The following is a 21,031-nucleotide window of genomic DNA, read 5'->3' as shown; positions in this document are numbered from 1 at the left end:
CCTATTTACCGTGGAACTTTAAATCATCACGATTGAAAACGACTAACGAAGATAATCAAAAAATCGCCGCATAAATGAACACACAAAATCATCCGCATTCTCAAATGAGAGTACGGATGATTTTTTATTTTTCAATACGGTCAGTTATTAGGTGCTTACCTTTTTATTAATGATTTATTATAAGTAAAAAAATCGCAAAAAAGATAACATCCAGAATGGCCGACCATTCGTACCATTTATCTGGTTTATTAAATTCTACTGTGTTATGCCCTCGTTTATGAGGGTACCACGACGGATATTCTTTTTTGGACATATTCTTCATTTTGCATCTTCTCCTTATTAACTGTGTTCATTATATCTGTAACCCAATTTTTTTGCCACCATAAAAGATAATTTAGAATCAAAATATTAAAAAGAAAGGGTTTGCATTTTAATAAATAAAGAATATAATTTCATTTATTATCCGTTGAGCAGATAAAAAGAAATAATTAATGGGGAGGTAAACAAATGAAATATCGTGTAGAACTAAATACAAAGTCTCAGTTGTTTACTGTTGAAGATAAAAACACTCATGTTTTTGCTGATGGTAAAACAATTGAAGAAGCTGTCAATAAGTTGAAGACAATTTAAATTAAAATAAGAAATATTATTTCTAATTAAAAAGTTTATCTAATAGCCATTAGGGCCGTTAGATAAACTTTTTTTATTTGATGATTTGTCCATCCTTTTTTGCTTTTTGAATTAGGTAATTTGGAAATTTAATATGTAATTTTTTTGCCATCTTTTCATTTAACATAATATGACCTTTATTAACATTGGTAACTGGTGTTGTAGCGGTATTTTCCTTACCTTGAAGAACTCTGACGACATGTTCACCAGTTTTAACACCTAATTCATATTGACTAATACCATTTGTTGCTAATCCGCCGTCCTTGACCATTGTCGTGGCACCAGGGAAAACAGCAATATTCTTTTTAGCTGCAATAGATGATAATAATTTCATGCCAGAAGCAACTGTATTGTCAGTAGGTACATAAATAGTTTGAACTTTATTGGATAAATCTGTAGCAACTTGTTGTAAATCGTTGATACCACTGATTGTTGAAATTTTAACGTCTATACCATCTTTTTGTGCTAGGTTTTTCATTTCTTGTACTTGAGAAGCAGCTGGTGAGTCGTCTGAAGTATAGATAATTCCTATTGTTTTAAGATTGGGAATTACTTGCTCCATTAAAGTCAACTGGTCTTTGAGCGGTGATGTACCAGCAACTCCTGTAACGTTACCACCAGGGCGTTTTTCACTTTTAATTAAACCTGAACCAACGGGATTAGAGATTCCTCCTAGAATTATAGGGGTTGTTTTGGTAGCGTTCATCAATGACTGAACAGCAGGAGTTGCAATTCCAACTGCAACATCAACGTTATCCTGAACAAACTTTTTACTAATAGTTCTGAGGTTACTTTGGTCTCCCTGGGCATTTTGAAATTCAATATGGACAGTCTTTCCATCTATGTAACCATTTTTCTTTAAAGTATCATCAATTCCCTTATTGATTTGATCTAAGGCGGGATGTGACATCAGTTGCAGGACGCCAACTTTAGGAATTGCTTTCGCTTGTTGTGAGTTAGTACGTCCAGTATAGAAATATGTTCCAATTAGAATCACAGCTAATCCGATGAGACCAGCTATTGTCATATATAGTTTTTTTGTATTTTTCATCATAAATTTCCCCCAAATAAAAAGGACAATTCCATAAAGTGGGATTGTCCTTAGATATAAGAAGCCCACATGGTCAATTAGTTAAATTTCCATGCGGGCTTTAGAATTCGTTTTTTATAAGCCGACACGGATACAATCCCAAACAGATTGCATCCGAATCGGAGCAATCTGAACTAGCGGCTTTGCCAACGAATATTTACGATGTTTAGAGATAATGTTTTCATAATAATTCTCCTAACAATTTGATGATCCAAATATATTGCAGATTGGTACGAATGTCAATAATAATATTATAAAAAATAAATTTAATTAAATTTATTTTAATTCAAAAAGCCGATTGAATCACTACAAAACTTAATGGACAATAGGGTCACTATTCAAATCGAATTAAGTTGGGGGACTAATGAATATACAAGAGAAAATTCAAAATGTGCTGTTAAACTTGCTGCAAGTGAAAAGCATAGAACAAATTACAGTAACAGAAATAATTAATAACAGTTCAGTTACTAGAACAATATTCTATCGATATTACATCAATCAATATTCAATTTTGCAAACAATCGAAAATAATATATTTGTAGCGTTAGAAGCTTCAATTGATGAATCTGAGAATGGAATGTTAAAAGTATTAAAAACAGTTGATAAGTATAAAAAAACAGTAAATGTTTTATTAAATCAGAATGATGTTTCTGGTTTTGGTGATCGGTTAATGAATTTTCTAACTGTTAAAGGGATGTGTGTGATTAATAAAAAGTCAAAATACAATCAATTGAATGATAGACAAGTAGAATTGTTAATTGAATATTTATCAGTTAGTATATCGAACCTAATGAAATTCTGGATGAGCAATTCTCAAATGGCTATTAATGAATTAGATGATTCTTTTGAAATGATATTTAAAAATGGAATAAATAATTTAATAGGGGCAAAAAGCTAATATGTTGCTGTTAATTTCTCAAGTTGTTAAGATTAATGTATAAACAAAAAGAGAGGAGTTTTATTATGAGTGTTGATAGCAAAAAAGATATTATTAAAGGTAAAACAAATCAAACCGTTGGTAAGGCAACAGATGACGATAAGAAGGAACTAAAGGGTAAGGTTCAAGAAAAAGTTGGCCAAGTGAAAGATAAGGCTGATGAAATGGTTGATAAAGTTGCTAAAAAGATTAACAAAAAGAGTGATGAATAAAGCAATACCCACATCTTCGTTGATGTGGGTATTTTTTACTTGATTTAGATGTTTTTAAAGTCATGGATGGTTGAAAATACCGTAATTAAATTAACGATTGATAATAACCAAATTCTTATTGTTCCTGTTGTTAAAAAGAATGTCAATACGATATAAACAAAATACTTGATGGTGTTATTTTTTTTATTTAGTCACCAAATAAGTCATTCCTATGATAGATAATATTATTATCATCCATTGATACCACTTGGTCGGTTTGTTAATTTCGAGTTTAACTGTCATATTCTTTTTTGATATGTTTTTTCAATGTTTCATGATTCTTAACTTTTATTAACATGGTCTTTTGTCACTATTGTGTAATTATGAGATTCTTTATAAAAAAAACGCTAGTCAATTAAGACTAGCGTTTAGAATTTACGTTCTCACTATTTTTTTGTGACACACTCATAGCTCACTTTTTCGTAATTATCTGTAATAAATTGAAATTTTTAAAAACCAAAGCGCTGATTTAATGGTGTTTCATAACACACCGTAACTTATAAAACTCTATAAAGCGAACTACGAGAATCGAACTCGCGACACTAGCTTGGGAAGCTGGCATTTTACCATTAAACTAAGTTCGCATTTCATAACTCTATTATTATACAATAAATAACTTAGAAAAGATAAAGATTGTTTAAAAAAACCTTTGGAATTTACAATATAAATTGATTTTTAGTTTTCATTACCATAAAATCAAAGTAACAATGCATTTCAATCAATAAATTGCATCAAGGAGAAGATTATAATGAAAAAAACATTGGTTACTATTATGGCCGCTGTTTCATTAATGGGTGGCTTCGCTGCTGTTGCCACTGGTTGTTCTAATTCAAGCAGTCAACAGGCTGAACAACATTCAGCTAAGAAAATTACAAAGGCTGAAATCAAGAATCAAGTTTATGTTGGTGTTGGTTCTGATAATAAGGACGAATATATCACATTCTTCACAGGTAAGGATAACAAGACCGTTCAATTTGTTCGTGTAAGCAAGAATGGATCAAAGAAAGTTATCACTGACTTTAAGAAGGCCAAGATAGTTCTTGATAAGAAGGATCCTAAGAAATTCAAGATTGATGGATTTAGAATTATTAAGGAACCTGACTTTGATTGGAAATTCGTTAAGGTTGGTAAAACAACCATCAAGACTTCTGACAATAAGAAGTGGAAGCTATACAATGGTACACACAAAGAAGCAATCAAGTCTGTTCAAAAGAACGGTAAATAGTAAAAAAATAAGCGGATGAACCGCTTATTTTTTTTTGAAATTTTAAGATTGATATGATTTTTCAAAGCCATTTAGTCAATAAAATTTGAATTAGAAAAGGAATTGAATTTCTCAAGAAAACTTAACTTAAAAGAATTTATTAAATAAATGAAGAATATCTAAACTTTAAAATGGCTTTCATTGCAACCGCTTGCAAAAAAATTCTCTCTCAGATATAGTGAGTATTGGTAACGGAATTAAAAGAGGGAGTGATTTTATGACAAAACCGATCCATGTTACTTCAGAAATTGGTAAATTGGATGTAGTAATGTTGAAACGACCTGGACATGAAGTGGAAAACATTACACCCGACACAATGCCCCGACTATTGTTCGATGATATCCCATACTTGCCAATGGCTCAAAAAGAGCACGATAACTTTGCTCAAATTTTGAAAGATAATGGAACTGAGGTTCTATATCTTGATGATTTGGCTGCTGAAGCAATTGATGCTGGAAACATCAAAGAGACGTTTGTAGAAAAAATGCTTCGCGAATCAGATTATGCCAAGGGTGCAGATCATGATGCTTTGAAAGAGTTTTTAATGACTCTTGATAGCAAGTCCTTGGTAAATCAATTAATGATCGGTATCCGAAAAGACGACATTGATTTTATCCCGACAGACTTAGTCAGTGCCGCAGAGGATTCTGATTATCCGTTTTATATGGACCCTATGCCAAACTTGTATTTCACAAGAGATCCGGCCGCAGCAATTGGTGATGGATTAAGTATTAATCATATGACCTTTGCAGCTAGACAACGTGAATCAATGTTTATGGAAACAATTATCGATTATCACCCTAGATTTGCTAATAAAGGCCTTCACGTATGGCGTAATAGAGATCACACTCATCGAATTGAAGGAGGAGATGAGCTGGTTCTAAGCGATCATGTATTAGCAATTGGGGTTTCACAAAGAACATCAGCAACTGCTATTGAAGATATTTCTAGAAATTTATTCAAAGATAGCAATTATGATACAGTTATCGCTATTAAGATTCCTCATAATCATGCAATGATGCACTTGGATACAGTTTTTACAATGATTAATTATGATCAATTCACCGTTCATCCCGGAATTCTTGGAAAGGGTGGAGAGATTGATACATGGACCATTCATCCTGGAAAAGATGGTGAATTGACATATGAGCATAATCAAGATCTTAAAGCAGTTCTAAAAAAAGAATTAGGTCTTAGTGAACTAGACTTAATTCCAACTGGCAATGGAGATCCTATTATTGCTCCTAGAGAACAATGGAATGATGGTTCTAATACTTTGGCAATTGCTCCAGGAGTCGTAGTAACTTATGACAGAAACTACGTTTCTAATGAAATTCTAAGACAACATGGATTAAAAGTTTTGGAAACAGTCTCAAGTGAATTGTCACGTGGCCGTGGAGGTCCACGCTGTATGAGTATGCCACTAGTCCGTGAAGATTTAAAATAATTTTAATTAAATTAAATAAATTGTGCTAAACTAAGCCTAATTCTCATTCTAGGAGGAATTATTTTGGATTATACAGGTAAAGAAAACTCAGTATTTCAAGGCAGAAGTCTTTTAGCAGAAAAAGATTATACGCCGGAAGAATTAGAATATTTGATTGATTTTTCCATTCATCTAAAGGCATTAAAGAAAAAGGGTATTCCACACCATTACTTAGAAGGTAAGAATATCGCATTACTTTTTGAAAAGACTTCTACACGTACACGTTCAGCATTTACTACTGCAGCGATTGACTTAGGCGCTCATCCAGAATTTTTGGGAGCAAATGATATTCAACTAGGTAATAAGGAAAGTGTTGAAGATACTGGACGTGTTCTAGGAAGCATGTTTGATGCGATTGAATTTCGTGGTTTCTCTCAAAAAGCTGTGGAGGATTTAGCCAAATATTCTGGAGTCCCAGTTTGGAATGGATTGACTGACGAATGGCATCCAACACAAATGTTAGCTGACTTCATGACTATGAAAGAGACCTTTGGTGAAATCAAGGGCAAGACGTTGACCTTTGTGGGAGATGGTCGTAACAATATGGCTAATAGTTTCCTAGTAACTGGTTCAATGTTAGGGGTAAATATTCATATCGTTGCTCCTAAAGAATTGTTCCCTGATCAAAGTGTGATTGATACAGCTCAAAAATATGCTGATAAGTCTGGTAGTAAATTTATGATTACCAGCAATATTGATGAAGGTGTTAAAGGAACAAATGTTATCTATACTGATGTGTGGGTATCGATGGGTGAAGAAGATCAGTGGGATGAAAGAATCAAACTATTAAAGCCATATCAAGTAAATATGGATATGATCAAAAAAACTGGTCAACCAGATGATCAAATTATTTTTATGCATTGTCTACCTGCTTTCCATGACACTAATACTAAGTATGGTCAAAATATTAAAGCTAAATATGGCATCAGCGAAATGGAAGTAACTGATGAGGTATTTAGGAGTAAATATGCTCGTCAATTTGAAGAAGCTGAAAATAGAATGCACTCCATTAAAGCTATTATGGCAGCCACTCTAGGTAATCTATTTATTCCTAAGGTTTAACTACAAGAAGGGCTAACCGTAAAAGGTTGGTCTTTTTTATTTAAAGGTAAATCACAAGTGAACCCGACCACACTTGTTTGTAAAAAAGAAGTTTTAGGAGAATGATTATGACAAAAGAAAGAATTGTTGTCGCACTAGGTGGTAATGCGATTTTAAGTACTGATGCCAGTGCCAAGGCTCAACAAGCCGCTGTAATGAAAACTTGTGAATCATTAGTTGAGTTTGTAAAAAATGATAAAGATCTTATTATTACTCACGGAAATGGTCCCCAAGTTGGTAATTTATTGTTGCAACAAGCGGCAGCTGACAGTAAAAAAAATCCTGCTTTGCCACTCGATACATGTGGTGCCATGACTGAAGGAAGTATCGGATATTGGTTCCAAAATTCTATGCAAGAAACTTTATTAAAAAATAAAATCAATAAACAAGTAGTTACTTTGATTACACAAACAATTGTTGATAAAGATGACCCAGCCTTTGAAAGTCCTACTAAGCCAATAGGTCCGTTTTATGAAGAAAAAGAGGTCTCTGAAGTAGAGAAAGCTCATCCAGATTGGACGATCGTTGAGGATTCTGGACGGGGTTATAGACGTGTAGTTCCTTCTCCAAAGCCAATTAAGATCAATGAATATCCGGTGATTGAGACAGTATCGCAAGCCGGCATTATTCCAATTGTTGCTGGTGGCGGCGGTATTCCCGTCGTGCAAGAAGGCGATAGATTAATTGGTAAAGAGGCCGTGATCGATAAAGATTTTAGTGCGTCCAAAATCGCACAATTAGTAGATGCTGATCAGCTAATTATTTTGACCTCTGTAAGTGGAGTTTATTATAATTTCGGCAAGCCCGATCAAGAAGAGATTTTTGATGTGACTGCTGATGAAATTCAAAAACATATTGATAATGATGAATTTGCTAAGGGAAGCATGAGACCTAAATTAGAAGCAGCGGTGGCTTTTGTAAGGTCAACTGGGAAATCGGCTGTAATCGGAGCTTTAGATGATGTAAAAGCGATTATTGCGGGTGATAAAGGAACAGTTATTCATAAATAATTATTGTTATTGGTGATTTTATGTGCTATCATACTCATGCAAAAGAAGGAATAATTAATCGTCGGATTTAAAGCGAGGTCATGTTTTGGTGAGAGTTGACCATATCTAAGATTAAGTCGCACCTTTCTTATTAAATTTAAATAATTCAATTAATGAGTGGATATTAATCAATTAGAGTGGTACCGCGGGAAATCTCGTCTCTTTCAATACAGGATTGTATTGTTAGAGGCGTTTTTTTTATCTATAAGGAGGAAAATATGGATTTTAAACAACAAGTAGTAGATGCACTAGTTAAAGTTTTACCAGAAGAAATTACTGAGGAACAAATCACAAAATTAATCGAAAAACCTAAGACATCTGATTTAGGTGACTACGCATTTCCAACTTTCATTTTGGCAAAGACAATGCACAAGGCACCTAACATGATTGCTGAAGACTTGGTTGGAAAAATCGAAACTGCTGATTTTGAGAAGGTTGTTAATACTGGAGCTTATATCAACTTCTTCCTAGATAAGAAAGAATTCTCAAATAATGTTTTACATGAAGTTTTAACAAAGAAAAATGAGTATGGTAACGCTGATGAAGGTAAGGGACGTAACGTTCCAATCGATATGTCATCTCCTAACATTGCTAAACCAATGTCAATGGGACACTTGCGTTCAACTGTTATTGGAAATTCCATTGCTAAAATAATTAAAAAATTAAATTATCAACCAGTTAAGATCAATCATTTAGGCGATTGGGGTACTCAATTTGGTAAATTAATTGTCGGTTATAAGATGTGGGGATCAGAAGAAGAAGTTGAAGCTGATCCAATCAATAACTTATTGAAATATTATGTTCGTTTCCATAAAGAAGCTGAGGAAAAACCAGAGCTAGATGATGAAGCTCGTGCTTGGTTTAAGAAAATGGAAGATGGCGACAAAGAGGCACTTGATCTTTGGTCATGGTTCAAGGAATTATCTCTAAAAGAATTCCAAACAATCTATGATCGCTTGGATGTTCAGTTTGATCATTTTACAGGTGAATCATTCTATAACGATAAAATGGATGCTATTGTTGATACCCTTGAAGAAAAGGGACTTTTAAAGGAAAGCCGTGGCGCTGAGATCGTTGATTTATCAGAATATGATCTTTCACCAGCACTAATTAAAAAGACGGATGGAGCAACACTATATATTACCCGTGATTTAGCAGCGGCTAAATATCGTAAAGATACTTTTGATTTTGTAAAATCACTTTATGTAGTTGGCTCAGAACAAGCCGAGCACTTTACAAAGTTGAAGATTGTTCTTAAGAAGATGGGTTATGATTGGGCCGATGATATTGTTTATATTCCGTTTGGTTTGATCACAACTGGGGGTAAGAAGCTTTCAACTCGCAAGGGTAATGTTATTTTACTAGACAATGTCTTAAACGATGCAGTTGATCTAGCTAAGAAACAAATTGAAGAGAAGAATCCAGATTTAAAAAACAAAGATGCAGTTGCTGAAGCAGTTGGTGTCGGCGCCGTTGTTTTCCATGATTTGAAGAATGATCGTCGTGATAGTTTTGACTTCAATTTGGAAGAGGTCGTTCGTTTTGAAGGTGAAACTGGCCCTTATGTTCAATATACAAACGCTCGTGCCTTGAGTATTCTTAGAAAGGCTGGTGCAGTTGATTATAATGTTGATGATTTAGCTGTAACCGATGAAGAAGCGTGGGATACGATTAAATTACTTCAAGATTTCCCTAACGTGGTTGATCGTGCAGCATCAGAATATGAACCATCAGTTGTTGCTAAATATGTTCTAAAACTTGCAAAGAGTTTTAATCAATATTATGCACATAGTAAGATCTTGGCCGAAGATGAAGGATTAAAAGCTAGATTAGCTTTAGTTAAGTCAGTTTCAATCGTACTTCAAATGTCATTAGCATTACTAGGTGTCAAAGCTCCAGAAGAAATGTAAGGTGAATTGAATTTTGGATAGAAAACTTTTTAGCGAACTATCAGAAATAAAAACAACCACACTTGATTTGGCATGGCTGTTACTTGCAATAGCTTTTACATATTTGAATTACGGAACATTTAATCTTCTATATGGTATTTTAGGCTTCATAGCAGTTTTCTTTATCCATTTGTTTATTAACTTTCATAATAACTACATGGATTATAAGAACTCAACTAGTCAGGAATACCGTGAAAAAATTAGTACCATTGGTATTAATCGCGAATCATTGGCAATAGTTAAAAAATGGATGTACGGTTTGGCCATTTTTCCATTAGTAATTGGAGCATTTCTTATTTATCAAACTGGTTGGATAACGTTAGCGATCGGGGTCGTTGGCGTAGCAATTGGTTTGTTATATTCAAGTGGTCCAAAGCCGCTGAACTCCACAATGTTTGGAGAAGCAGCGGTAGCTATTGCCATAAGCCAACTGATTCCAATAGCCTACTCCTATCTAGGGCTAGCGGGAACAGCTAAGTTTGATTCTTCCACAGCCATTTCAGTAATCTTAGTAAGTTTACCTAATACTTTTGCATTCTTTTGTGCAGAGTTGAGTAATGGTACTTGTGATTTAGAAGCAGATCTCAAAAATGGTCGTTATACATTGGTTAGTAAAGTAGGAAAAGCCAATGCTTTGAGTTTATTTAAAGCTAGTTGGGCTTTAGCCTTCCTGCTAGTTCCCATCTTAGCTTTAATGAAAGTAGTACCTTACATTACACTGTTAACTGTGCTACTTTATCCAAATATTTGGGACGATCTTCGTCCTTATCTGAAGGAACAGGTTAAAACCAAAACGTATCCTTTGGTCATCAAAGCTGTAAGTAAATTCTCCGTAACGTATATTTTCTTAATTGCTGTCGGGGCGATTATTAAGTTAGTTATGTCAGTATTTTAATTACAGTAAATCAGAAAGAGTAAAAAAATCACTCCTAAAACTTCTTTCTGAATATAAAAGAAGAGCTCACCTAATTGTCGGGATTAGGTGAGCTTTTTGGTTGCTTTTAAATAAGCACATATTAAATTATACATATTTTTGGAAGGTTTTGCCTCTATTATTTGTAAGTTATTTGAAAATGGTTGACGAAAAGTCAATTTGTGAGCGAATAATAATAGGTTACCATTCTTAGGTTCATTGTTATATAAAGGATCGTTAACTATTGGCCAGCCATTATAAGCTAAGTGAACTCTTAACTGATGGGTTCTTCCGGTTAATAAATTAAGTTTTACTAAGGCATATTGAAAATTCTTTTCTAAAACTTGGTATTTTGTAATGGCAGATAAACCATCAGGCATAACCTTTCTTTTACGAACATCTTTTGAATCTTGACCTATAGGTAGATCAATTGTGCCCTTTTCAGGGATAGGAGAGTTTAATTTCACGACAGCAAGATATTCTCTTTGTAAAGTTTTACTACTAAGTTGACGATTGAAGATTGGAACTAAGTAAGGAGTTTTAGATATTAGAACTAATCCAGATGTTTCCATATCAATTCGATGGACCATGTAAGGATGCCTATTTTTTAAATAGGTTTCGACGTCGTTCATCAAGGAATCACTTTCGGTCTTTAAATTGGGGTGAGTCTTTTTACCAGCCGTTTTATTGACAACCAAGATATCGTCATCCTCAAAAACAACATCAATATCATCACTACCAGGTAGATAATGTTGTTCAGATCGTGGTGGAAAATTAAAATTTAGGGTAATGATGTCATTATTTTTTACGATAGTATTGAATGGTTGATAATGATCATTGATTAAAATATCTCTTTGAATTCGTAAAAGATGTTGCCATTTTTTGGGAATTAGCCACTTTTTTAATAAATCTCGAATGGTTAAGATTTCATTACTATCGGGATGATAGGTGATGATTTTTTGATACATAAATATCATAACTCCTTAAAGATTCGGACTAACTTATAAAATTGTCCGATAATGTGATAAAATTTGTTCTTATACAGAGGTATTTAAACAATGAATAATAACAATGGTTTTTGGACTTGGTTAAAGCCCAAATTACTAGTTGCTTGGTCTTTTATAAAGAAATATTGGCACAGGTTCCAATTTACACGTTGGTTGATCCTAATAATTTTAACTATTATTTTAGTTTTGAGTAGTTACTGGACCTATAAAGCAAAAACAGCAAATGTTGAAGATTTGCAATCATCATTGCAAACTAAAACCTCGATCATGGATCGAGATGGTGATGATGCAGGTCAATTATATGCTAATAAAGGGACTTATGTTAGCTACAATAAGATTTCTAAGAATATTCAAAATGCTGTAACCTCAACTGAGGATAGAACATTTTGGACCAATCCTGGATTTAGTATCAAAGGCTATGCTAGAGCCGCCTTGGGATATTTGATTCATCATGGGATTTCCGGTGGTGGTAGTACTTTGACACAGCAATTGGCTAAGAATTCTCTTTTAACTCAAAAGCAAACTCTTTCCAGAAAAGGAGAGGAGCTATTCTTATCAATTGAAATAAATAAAGTTTATTCAAAAAAAGAAATTATTACGATGTATTTAAATAATGCTTATTTTGGAAATGGTGTTTGGGGAGTTCAGGATGCTTCTGAAAAGTATTTTGGTAAAAATGCTTCAGAATTAAATCCTGCCGAGGCAGCTGTTTTAGCAGGGATATTGAAAGCACCTAATGCTTATAATCCAATTGATAGTATGGATAATTCAACATCCCGTCGTAATCTAGTTTTGGATTTAATGGTTCAAAATAAGAAATTAACTGCATCTCAAGCGTCTTATTATAAGAATACTGCAATTAATTTGAATGACAATTATGAAACCGCCAGTTCGTATAAATATCCTTATTTCTTCGATGCCGTTATTGATGAAGCTGTTAATAAATATGGTCTCAAAGAAGACGATATTTTAAATAAAGGGTATAAAATTTATACGACTTTAGATCAAAAGGTGCAAAGCTCAATGCAAACATCATTTGAAACGAACTATCTTTTCCCATCGAATTCTGCTGATGGCACTAAAGTTCAAGGTGCTTCAATTGCTGTTGATCCTAAAAATGGTGGGGTTTTGGCTGTTATTGGTGGACGTGGCGAACATACCTTTAGAGGATTCAATCGTGCCACACAGATGACAAGACAACCAGGCTCTACGATTAAGCCATTGGCTGTTTATACACCGGCAATTGAAAATGGTTATAGTTATGATTCTGATTTGCCAAATGAGGTTACTAGTTTTGGTAAAAATAAATATACGCCAACGAATGCTGATGGCCTATATTCAGAAACTATTCCGATGTATAAAGCCTTGTATCAGAGTGAAAATGTTCCCGCTGTGGCCTTATTGGATAAAATTGGTGTTAAAAAGGGCGTGAACTCAGTTGAGAATTTTGGTATCAAGGTTCATAAGAATGATCAAAATTTGGCCCTAGCTTTAGGTGGCTTGGAAACAGGTGTATCACCAATGCAAATGGCTCGTGCTTATACGGCTTTTGCTAATGAAGGTAAATTGGCGGATACACATTTCATTACCAAAATTGTTGATTCAACTGGAACGGTTATTGTTAATAATACCAATGCTTCCACTAAACAAATTATCAGCAAAAATACTGCTAAAGAGATGACTAGTATGATGCTTGGTGTTTATAATGAAGGTACAGGTAAAAACGCTAAACCATCGGGTTATCAAATTGCAGGTAAAACTGGTAGTACTGAGGTTCCTAGGTCATACGGTTATGCTGGAACTAAGGATCAATGGATGATAGGTTATACACCTGATGTAGTTGTTGCTAGTTGGATCGGTTTTGATAAAACTGATCAAAACCATTTCTTGCCTGGTGCAAGTGAAGACGGTTTGTCAGCACTCTTTAAAAATGAAATGGGAAATATTTTGCCGGATACTAAAGAGACTAGTTTTGGTGTTAAGGATGCAGCAAAATTAGCTCAAGATGACGATACTGATACAGGTAGCAATGATATTACTAAATCTATTCAAGATGGTGTAAATAACGTTAAAGATAAGGCTACAGAATGGTATAATGATATTAAGAACTTTTTTGGTCAATAGGAGGACTATATGAACATTTACGATAGCGCCAATCAACTTGAACAAGACTTAAGAAAGACAACTGAAGTTGCTGATCTAAAGCTTGCTTTTGAAGCTGTCAAAGCTAATGATTTGGCTTATAAACTTTTTGATAAGGTTCAAAATAAACAATTTGAATTACAACAAAAGCAAATGCAAGGTCAAGAAATTACAGATGATGACATTAAAGCCATGCGTGAATTAACAGATCAACTTTCAAATTACAGTGAAATCCAAAACTTAATGGAAAAAGAGCAAAAGATGAATTCAATGATGGATGAATTGAACAAAATCATTTCAAAGCCTATCGCAGAAATTTATCAAGATAAATAATAAGGACTTAGGGCTTAAGTAATTTGCTTAAGTCCTTTTCTTTTACTGGAGGAAAAGAATGAAGTTTTTGCATGCAGCTGATTTACATTTAGATACGCCTTTTATTGGTATTAGTAGTTTTTCTAAGACTCTTCAAAAGAGATTAAAAGAATCAACTTATTTAGCAGCAGAAAAATTATTTGCTACGGCTATTTCTGAGCAAGTCGATTTTGTTATCTTAGCAGGGGATATTTTTGATGACACTGATAGTTCTTTAAAGGCACAAATGTTTTTGAAAAAAGAATTTGAAAAATTAGATCAGGAAAATATTAAAGTTTATATGATTTATGGTAATCATGATTATTACCGTAATAATTTTTCTGTAATCGATTTTCCAAAGAATGTTAAAATATTTGGTCAAAATGTATCAACTCAGGCGTTAACTACTCGTGATGGACTGAAAGTTGGGATAACTGGTTTTAGTTATTATCAGCAACATATAAATAATCGGATGATAGAGAATTATCCTTTGAGAGGGGACTTTGATTATCAAATCGGTTTATTGCATGCAGGGGTTGGCGACGATAATTATGCGCCCTTCCGAATCAATGACCTGTTGGATAAGGGTTATGATTACTGGGCATTAGGTCATATCCATAAAAGACAAGTCCTTCATCAAGCACCGATGATTGTTTATCCAGGTGATATTCAAGGTCGTAATCAAAATGAAACGACTCCTAAGGGATTCTATATCGTTTCGGTCGAGAATAAGGTAACACATATGAAGTTTGTGCAGAGCAGTTGTTATACGTGGATTCAAGAGAAAATAACTGCTAAAACAACAGATACATTGGATTCCTTGATTACCGAGATCATGGATAAATTGGATCAACCTAATAGTTTAATAACTTTAACTATTAATGATGCTCAAAATCTTGGATCAGATATTATTAAAACAATTGATCGAAATGAGATCATTCAACATTTTTCAGAAATTGAAACAACTGGCCGACTTTATAAAATATACCTTCAGTATAATGACAATCCTCAATTGTCGAAAATCGATCAGAAGTATTGGGATCAGGCTGAAAAACAAACAATTAATCTAGATGATATTAAGGATTTGGATAATAAGTTATATTCATCGGCAATTATTCGTAATCATATTAATGATCCAGAGTTTTTAGAGCATATAATAAAATTGACAAGAAATACAATTAATCAAAAATACACTGGAGAGTAATCGTGAAATTAGTTAAAGCAAACATATACGGTTTTGGTAAATGGATTGACCAAGAATTTAACTTTGAGCAAGATTATCAAGTTATTGTTGGTTCCAATGAAGCCGGTAAGACCACTTTGCTGAATTTCATTCAAAGCATTCTCTTTGGATTCGCTTCAGCTCGTGGCGAAAATAAATTTTTACAATATAAACCTAAGAATAGCAGTCGCTATGGTGGTGAATTAGTTTTTAAGTCGGATGATCAAAGTATTTGGACAGTAAAGAGGATTGATGGTAAAGGCGATGGTGAGGTAACTCTTTTCCATGATGAACAACAAGTTCCAAAGACATTGTTATCAGAGATAATTGGCAATTTTACAAAAGATGATTTTGAAAACACTCATATTTTCGATGATAGAAGTATTTTGTCAATTTATAGTCTTGACGAAAAGCAATTGGAAAATGAGGTTATGTCAGTTGGGGCAGTTGGTAGTAAAGAATGGCTTCAAACCGCGGAACAACTGAATCATGAGGCAGAAGATATTTATAAACAACGTGGTCAAAAACAACCTTTAGTTGTCAATCTAAAAAGACAAGATAAGTTATTGGAAGAAAAAGCTGAAATCGAGAATCAGCAAGCTGCTTATCAACGTGTTAAAAATCAGCTTGATCAAACCGAGAAAAATTTTTCTGATAATGAATTACTGTTGAATCAGGCGACTGAGAAGGAAAATAACCTTCGTAATCTCGAAAAAAAATGGCTACGGTATGAACAATTACAACAAACTGGTAGTCAAACTGATGAAAGACAAGTGATCTCTGACGAAGATTGGGAAAGTGTGCTGAAGGCTAATCAGGAGCTAAGTACGCTCAAAGAAACCCCTACTGCTAATAAAATTTCTGAGTTAGATAATGTTGAGAAACAAATACTTAATAATTACCGAACTAATCAGACACGATTGGATTATGTTAGGAATCAGAAGTTTGAGTTACAAAATTTACAATTTCATCGTGATGATATGAATTCCAAACTATTAAAAGTGGATACTCAAGTAGATCAATTATTTAAAAATCATCCTGAATTATCTGAAGAGATGGTTCCATTAACAAGTGAAGAGATAGAAGCACTGGCAAAACCAAGCCCTAAGATTAATAATTTACCATTGATTATCGTGGCAATATCAATAGTTTTGGCTTTTGTAATTAGTCCACTAAGGATATTATTTGCACTCGTGGCGATTGCGGGTGCCATATGGTATTGGTATCAAAACTATTCTGGAAAGACTAAGAATGATGTAAATGGTTATGCTTTTTTACAACAAAAAGGCTATGGAAATCTAAATCCGGAAACTATTTTGAATTTGCAAAGTACAGTAATATCCTTAGATAACTTTCATACAACTCAAAATAGCTTAATCGATGGTATTAAAGCAATTGAGGTTGATCTTAATAAATGGCGTAAGATTCTGATTGAATTGGATGTTTTAGATGAGTCATATAAAGATGACAATTATAATGAACAAATTGAAAAATACTTCATACGTTTGGATCAAATTAGGGCAAAGGCAGACTTAGCTCAACAAAATCAAGCCGAAACTCAAAAAATTGCTGACGAAAAAAATCGTCGCTTACGTGAATTAAATAAAGAAATATTTGCAGTTCTACAAAAGTACCAAGTGGTTAATATGAATTCATTTATTCAAATGCGTACTCAACAAATTGAAAATAAAAAAGTTATTACTCAAATTAAACAGGATAAAGATTTTTTGGGAAATGATTTATCGGAGCTAAAGAAATACTCTGATTATAGTCAATTGACTAAGGAGCTTACTAAGGCAGCTAATATCAAAAATCAGTTAGCGGATAAGAATAATGAATTAAGTCGACAAATGGGTTCTTTAAAAGAGCAAATGCAGCAGATTATGGATAACAATCGCTATCAACATATGGTTGAAGAATTAGCTCAAAATGAAGCGGATATTATTGATAATTACGATGAGTGGTTATCCAAAAAATTAGCTAGCCAATGGATTCGCAATATGTTGAATAATGCAACAAAAAATCGCTATCCCAAGATGATTGACAAAGCTACACAATATTTTGATTTGTTGACGAATCATAATTATGTCAAAATTGATTTTAGTAAAAGTGGAATTATTGTTACAAGTGCTAAAAAGAATCGCTTTGATGTGCATGAATTATCGAAAGCAACTACGATTCAATTGTATATTTCTTTACGATTGGCTTTTGTAACGGAGATTGCTGATTTAGTTAAACTACCAATTTTGATTGATGATGCCTTTGTTGATTTTGATAGTTCTCGAACAGAGAATGTTTTTAAATTGGTTCAAAAGATCGCACAGAATAATCAAGTTATTTATGTAACTGCCAATGAACCTAATGTACCTGATGATCATATTATGAAATTGGAGGACGTAGTTAGTGCCTAAACATATAGTTGATTTTAATAATGGCGAGAATATGAGTTTGGAAGTTATTATCAAGCGTTCCGACTTTCGACTTGCCAAAAATGGCAAAAATTTTTTGTCATTAGTTTTCGAAGATAAATCTGGTCAAATTCCAGGTAAGTATTGGGATGCCAGTGAAGAAGATGCCAAAAAGTTTCATGTAGGAGCAGTAGTTCAGCTTGAGGGGCGTAGGGATCTATATCAAGGTAAGCCACAGATCAATATTACTCGTCTCGGTTTATTGGATACTGAAACGGTTGACATGTCACAATTTGTTCAAACTGCACCTATGAAACAAAAAGATATGGAAGCAGAATTTGATGATGTATTTTTACAAATTACTAATGGTTCATGGAATAGAATTGTTAGATATTTGTTTAAAAAGTACCATGATCAATTTTTTACTAGTGCAGCCGCTAAAACTAATCATCATGATTTTCAAGGTGGTTTAGCTTTTCATACCTTGAGTATGGTGAGAATGGCTGAAAGTATTTCTGATCAATACTCACAGATCAATCGTGCACTTTTGATTGCAGGAGCTTGTTTGCATGATTTTGGTAAAATTATTGAACTTACTGGCAGTTTAGATATTGAATATACCTTTGAAGGTAATATGTTAGGTCATATTACAATTATTGACGAAGAAATTGTTAAAGCGGCACAACAACTTGATATTAATTTAGATAGTGAAGATATGATTCTTTTGAGGCATATGATACTTTCGCACCATGGATTATTAGAATATGGTTCGCCTGAACGTCCCAAAATATTAGAAGCAGAAGTTTTACACAATATTGATATGATGGATGCGTCAATTAATATGATAACTAAGGCTTTAAAGAAGACAGAGGATGGCAAATTTTCAGAAAGAATTTTTGGCCTTGATAATCGTGCGTTTTACAAACATAGTTAAAAATAAGGACCACAGCTCAAAGTTGAGTTGTGGTCCTTATTTTGATTAAATGAAACAAATATTTAAATTGGATTTTAGAGCATAGGCTGTATTGTTGTCCAAATTAGCTGGATGTTTAAAATAACCAAAATTACAGCAACAATCCAAGATAGGTATTTGACCCAAGTTTTATTCACAAATTGTCCCATAAGTTTCTTATCACTAGTAAAGATAATTAATGGAATCATGGCAAATGGTAAAGCTACTGATAAGAACACTTGTGAGAAGGTTAATAGTCCTTCAATCTTGGCCTCATTACCATGGAAGTAAATGGCAAAAATCAAGACTGGTACAATTGAAAATAAACGTGTTAGAAGACGTTGAGCCCAGAGTGGCATCTTCAAATGGATGAACCCTTCCATAATCAATTGTCCAGCCAATGTACCAGTAATGGTTGAGCTTTGACCAGAGGCCAATAAAGCAATTGCAAATAGCATACTTAAAACAGGACTGGCAATTGCTCCAACAATTTTAGAATTACTTAAAGCGTTAAATAAATCAACAAATCGACCCAAATCGCTGTTAGTGCCATAGAAAAGAGCAGCTCCCAAAATCAATAGTAAACTGTTAACAACAAAAGCTAAAGTTAATTGGATATTAGAATCAGCGATTGTAAAACGAATTGTCTTTTTAACAGAAGCGGGGTCCTCAATATCATATTTACGGGTTTGAGAAATTGATGATCCAAGATATAGGTCATGGGGCATAACAGTAGCACCAACGATACCTAAGGCTAAGTAAAGCATTGGCTGATTAGTTAAAATCTTAGCTCTAGGGACATAACCGCTTAGAACTCCTAGAGCATCCGGCTTAGATAAAAATACCTCATACGCAAAGACAAAGAGAATAACAGCTACCAATGTAGCAACAATAGCTTCGATTTTATGAAAACCAAGTTTCATTAAGAATAATAAAATTAAAACATCAAAAGCAGTGATGGTAATACCAACTATTAGTGGAAAACCAAATAATAATTCAAGTGCAATACCTGAACCAATGATTTCGGCTACATCAGTTGCCATAATAGCTAATTCAGTGATAACCCAAAGGACAAAGCCACCAACTTTAGAAGTTCGATCCCTTGTCAATTGAGCCAAATCACGCCCGGTAACAATTCCTAATCTAGCTGACATCGCTTGTAGTAACATGGCAATTAAACTAGATAGCAAAACGACACTTAGTAGGGTGTACTTGAATTGAGCACCACCACCAATAGAGGTTATCCAGTTACCAGGATCCATATATCCAACCGCAATTAAAGCTCCAGGGCCCGTGTAGGCAAGGAGAGTCTTAAAATACCCAGCATTATCCGGTACATCGATTGAACCATTGATTTCATCAAGGCTTTTCCGTTGTTTGCCAGTACTTTCAATAAACTTTCCTTCATGTTCTTTTTCATTTTTTTGTTTCAATGACATGACCTCTTTTCGTAGATTTTATCCTACGGTGTAATTCCATTAGCGGACAACAATTACTGAAACATCAGCTCTTTTGGCCAAACGGGGGCCAATCGCACCAGCAATTTTGGAATGTGGAAATTGGGTATCCGCTCCAGTAACTATTAGGTCCGGTTTAAAGTCGGGAATTACACGCTCTAGGATGACGTCATCAACGTCGCCACCTTCATAGGCAAGAGGTTCAACCCTTCTGAGACCATTTTCTTCAGCAGTATCGACATAATTGCTTACGACCTTTTTTAACTCGTCACGCTTTTCCTTGATTTTTGATGGAGTGAGAGAATCAAAGATATTAATATCTTCGCTCTCCATAACTGAAACAATGCCCAAGACAGCATCATAATCATGTGCCAAAGTTATGGCAAAACGAAAGGCACGAGTAGTGGATTCATTGTCGTCTTCATCAACAGTTAGTAAAATACGTCGATATACTAATGGATCTTTAACTGATTTGTTATCCATAATAAATTCCTCCTTAATTGTAACTTTATGATAAGGTGTTTCATTCTCATGATACCCGTGTTTGAGACTAGCACAAGCTTAAATAAATTCATTGGGAAAAGAATAACTTTATAAAACTAAATTAAAGTAAAAATTGTTTAAAATATTCAGATCAGTTGATAGAAGTTTTTGAACCTAAAAAAAATAAGTAGAATATTGTCAATATACAACTTGGCAACACCCTACTTAATTATAGAGATTATTTTGTTTTATGTATAACTTTATTAAAGAATATTTCTGATAATTAAGAAAAAATAACGT

At 33.8% G+C, this 21,031-nt stretch carries 18 protein-coding genes and 1 tRNA gene; 14 read left to right on the top strand and 5 right to left on the bottom strand.

From position 1 onward, the window contains the following. Window positions 1-507 precede the first annotated feature (507 nt). Window positions 508-630: a hypothetical protein gene (locus CBP76_RS13485; protein ID WP_281258473.1), complete on the top strand. Its 123-nt coding sequence runs from the start codon at window positions 508-510 to the stop codon at window positions 628-630. Window positions 631-703: 73 nt separating this feature from the next. Here CBP76_RS13485 and trpX read toward each other — a convergent pair whose 3' ends face one another. Further along, window positions 704-1,723, bottom strand: a complete 1,020-nt coding sequence (trpX, locus tag CBP76_RS08640; protein ID WP_245865695.1) for a tryptophan ABC transporter substrate-binding protein — start codon at window positions 1,721-1,723, stop codon at window positions 704-706. A gap of 400 nt (window positions 1,724-2,123) precedes the next feature. On the opposite strand from trpX, the gene CBP76_RS08635 reads away from it, so the two are divergent. Together CBP76_RS08635 and CBP76_RS08630 are read left to right on the top strand one after the other, a co-directional pair. Beyond that, the gene (locus CBP76_RS08635) at window positions 2,124-2,657 is read left to right on the top strand and encodes a TetR/AcrR family transcriptional regulator C-terminal domain-containing protein (RefSeq protein ID WP_102196501.1); all 534 of its coding nucleotides are present in this window, start codon (window positions 2,124-2,126) and stop codon (window positions 2,655-2,657) included. A 65-nt stretch (window positions 2,658-2,722) separates the two neighbouring features. Beyond that, window positions 2,723-2,908 (top strand): CsbD family protein, encoded by a 186-nt coding sequence (locus CBP76_RS08630; protein WP_102196500.1) that lies wholly within the window; start codon window positions 2,723-2,725, stop codon window positions 2,906-2,908. Between the two features lie 552 nt (window positions 2,909-3,460). Here the strand turns inward: CBP76_RS08630 and CBP76_RS08625 are convergent. Next, window positions 3,461-3,531: transfer RNA gene (locus tag CBP76_RS08625), tRNA-Gly, on the bottom strand. 164 nt (window positions 3,532-3,695) lie between these two features. Between CBP76_RS08625 and CBP76_RS08620 the strand changes: the two genes are divergently transcribed. The 6 genes from CBP76_RS08620 to CBP76_RS08595 all read left to right on the top strand — a co-directional run bounded on the left by CBP76_RS08620 (window position 3,696) and on the right by CBP76_RS08595 (window position 10,691). Continuing rightward, window positions 3,696-4,172: a hypothetical protein gene (locus CBP76_RS08620; RefSeq protein WP_102196499.1), complete on the top strand. Its 477-nt coding sequence runs from the start codon at window positions 3,696-3,698 to the stop codon at window positions 4,170-4,172. Between the two features lie 256 nt (window positions 4,173-4,428). Then, window positions 4,429-5,658 (top strand): arginine deiminase, encoded by a 1,230-nt coding sequence (arcA, locus tag CBP76_RS08615; protein WP_102196498.1) that lies wholly within the window; start codon window positions 4,429-4,431, stop codon window positions 5,656-5,658. Between the two features lie 63 nt (window positions 5,659-5,721). Continuing rightward, window positions 5,722-6,759, top strand: coding sequence for an ornithine carbamoyltransferase (gene argF, locus CBP76_RS08610; RefSeq protein WP_166667233.1), 1,038 nt, complete (start codon window positions 5,722-5,724; stop codon window positions 6,757-6,759). Window positions 6,760-6,866: 107 nt separating this feature from the next. Further along, a complete protein-coding gene (gene arcC, locus CBP76_RS08605) occupies window positions 6,867-7,808 on the top strand; it encodes a carbamate kinase (protein ID WP_102196496.1) in 942 nt (313 codons plus the stop codon). A 257-nt stretch (window positions 7,809-8,065) separates the two neighbouring features. After that, the gene (gene argS / locus CBP76_RS08600) at window positions 8,066-9,757 is read left to right on the top strand and encodes an arginine--tRNA ligase (RefSeq protein ID WP_102196495.1); all 1,692 of its coding nucleotides are present in this window, start codon (window positions 8,066-8,068) and stop codon (window positions 9,755-9,757) included. Between the two features lie 13 nt (window positions 9,758-9,770). Then, window positions 9,771-10,691 carry a prenyltransferase gene (locus CBP76_RS08595; RefSeq protein WP_166667232.1) on the top strand — a complete coding sequence of 307 codons (921 nt, stop codon included), beginning with the start codon at window positions 9,771-9,773 and terminating at the stop codon, window positions 10,689-10,691. An 83-nt stretch (window positions 10,692-10,774) separates the two neighbouring features. Here the strand turns inward: CBP76_RS08595 and CBP76_RS08590 are convergent, their stop codons facing one another. Then, window positions 10,775-11,677: an RluA family pseudouridine synthase gene (locus tag CBP76_RS08590; RefSeq protein WP_102196493.1), complete on the bottom strand. Its 903-nt coding sequence runs from the start codon at window positions 11,675-11,677 to the stop codon at window positions 10,775-10,777. A 90-nt stretch (window positions 11,678-11,767) separates the two neighbouring features. On the opposite strand from CBP76_RS08590, the gene CBP76_RS08585 reads away from it, so the two are divergent. From CBP76_RS08585 to CBP76_RS08565, 5 genes are read left to right on the top strand one after another with little or no spacing between them, the layout of a single operon-like run. After that, window positions 11,768-13,840, top strand: a complete 2,073-nt coding sequence (locus CBP76_RS08585) for a PBP1A family penicillin-binding protein (protein WP_102196492.1) — start codon at window positions 11,768-11,770, stop codon at window positions 13,838-13,840. A gap of 9 nt (window positions 13,841-13,849) precedes the next feature. Continuing rightward, window positions 13,850-14,191 (top strand): YlbF family regulator, encoded by a 342-nt coding sequence (locus CBP76_RS08580; RefSeq protein WP_102196491.1) that lies wholly within the window; start codon window positions 13,850-13,852, stop codon window positions 14,189-14,191. 58 nt (window positions 14,192-14,249) lie between these two features. Beyond that, the gene (locus tag CBP76_RS08575) at window positions 14,250-15,413 is read left to right on the top strand and encodes a metallophosphoesterase family protein (RefSeq protein ID WP_102196490.1); all 1,164 of its coding nucleotides are present in this window, start codon (window positions 14,250-14,252) and stop codon (window positions 15,411-15,413) included. Window positions 15,414-15,415: 2 nt separating this feature from the next. After that, complete coding sequence (locus tag CBP76_RS08570) at window positions 15,416-17,842, top strand: ATP-binding protein (RefSeq protein WP_166667231.1); 2,427 nt, start codon at window positions 15,416-15,418, stop codon at window positions 17,840-17,842. After that, window positions 17,835-18,773 (top strand): 3'-5' exoribonuclease YhaM family protein, encoded by a 939-nt coding sequence (locus CBP76_RS08565; RefSeq protein WP_102196488.1) that lies wholly within the window; start codon window positions 17,835-17,837, stop codon window positions 18,771-18,773. The genes CBP76_RS08570 and CBP76_RS08565 overlap by 8 nt, the downstream gene beginning before the upstream one ends. A 74-nt stretch (window positions 18,774-18,847) precedes the next feature. Here the strand turns inward: CBP76_RS08565 and CBP76_RS08560 are convergent, their stop codons facing one another. Both CBP76_RS08560 and CBP76_RS08555 read right to left on the bottom strand, forming a co-directional pair. Then, window positions 18,848-20,230: an Nramp family divalent metal transporter gene (locus CBP76_RS08560; RefSeq protein ID WP_102196487.1), complete on the bottom strand. Its 1,383-nt coding sequence runs from the start codon at window positions 20,228-20,230 to the stop codon at window positions 18,848-18,850. A 39-nt stretch (window positions 20,231-20,269) separates the two neighbouring features. Continuing rightward, window positions 20,270-20,731 carry a universal stress protein gene (locus CBP76_RS08555; RefSeq protein WP_102196486.1) on the bottom strand — a complete coding sequence of 154 codons (462 nt, stop codon included), beginning with the start codon at window positions 20,729-20,731 and terminating at the stop codon, window positions 20,270-20,272. Between the last annotated feature and the right edge of the window lie 300 nt (window positions 20,732-21,031).

It is taken from the genome of Companilactobacillus nuruki (assembly GCF_002872255.1).
Classification (GTDB): Bacteria; Bacillota; Bacilli; order Lactobacillales; family Lactobacillaceae; genus Companilactobacillus; species Companilactobacillus nuruki.
This window is presented reverse-complemented; position numbering and strand designations above follow the sequence as displayed.

What these genes read in the sequence shown, in the direction of transcription:
- CBP76_RS08620 (WP_102196499.1), top strand. Translation starts at nt 3,696, where the DNA reads ATGAAAAAAACATTGGTTACTATTATGGCCGCTGTTTCATTAATGGGT.
- argS (WP_102196495.1), top strand. Translation starts at nt 8,066, where the DNA reads ATGGATTTTAAACAACAAGTAGTAGATGCACTAGTTAAAGTTTTACCA.
- CBP76_RS08635 (WP_102196501.1), top strand. Translation starts at nt 2,124, where the DNA reads ATGAATATACAAGAGAAAATTCAAAATGTGCTGTTAAACTTGCTGCAA.
- CBP76_RS08590 (WP_102196493.1), bottom strand. Translation starts at nt 11,677, where the DNA reads ATGTATCAAAAAATCATCACCTATCATCCCGATAGTAATGAAATCTTA.
- CBP76_RS13485 (WP_281258473.1), top strand. Translation starts at nt 508, where the DNA reads ATGAAATATCGTGTAGAACTAAATACAAAGTCTCAGTTGTTTACTGTT.
- trpX (WP_245865695.1), bottom strand. Translation starts at nt 1,723, where the DNA reads ATGATGAAAAATACAAAAAAACTATATATGACAATAGCTGGTCTCATC.
- CBP76_RS08575 (WP_102196490.1), top strand. Translation starts at nt 14,250, where the DNA reads ATGAAGTTTTTGCATGCAGCTGATTTACATTTAGATACGCCTTTTATT.
- arcC (WP_102196496.1), top strand. Translation starts at nt 6,867, where the DNA reads ATGACAAAAGAAAGAATTGTTGTCGCACTAGGTGGTAATGCGATTTTA.
- CBP76_RS08630 (WP_102196500.1), top strand. Translation starts at nt 2,723, where the DNA reads ATGAGTGTTGATAGCAAAAAAGATATTATTAAAGGTAAAACAAATCAA.
- arcA (WP_102196498.1), top strand. Translation starts at nt 4,429, where the DNA reads ATGACAAAACCGATCCATGTTACTTCAGAAATTGGTAAATTGGATGTA.
- CBP76_RS08560 (WP_102196487.1), bottom strand. Translation starts at nt 20,230, where the DNA reads ATGTCATTGAAACAAAAAAATGAAAAAGAACATGAAGGAAAGTTTATT.
- CBP76_RS08555 (WP_102196486.1), bottom strand. Translation starts at nt 20,731, where the DNA reads ATGGATAACAAATCAGTTAAAGATCCATTAGTATATCGACGTATTTTA.
- CBP76_RS08580 (WP_102196491.1), top strand. Translation starts at nt 13,850, where the DNA reads ATGAACATTTACGATAGCGCCAATCAACTTGAACAAGACTTAAGAAAG.
- CBP76_RS08585 (WP_102196492.1), top strand. Translation starts at nt 11,768, where the DNA reads ATGAATAATAACAATGGTTTTTGGACTTGGTTAAAGCCCAAATTACTA.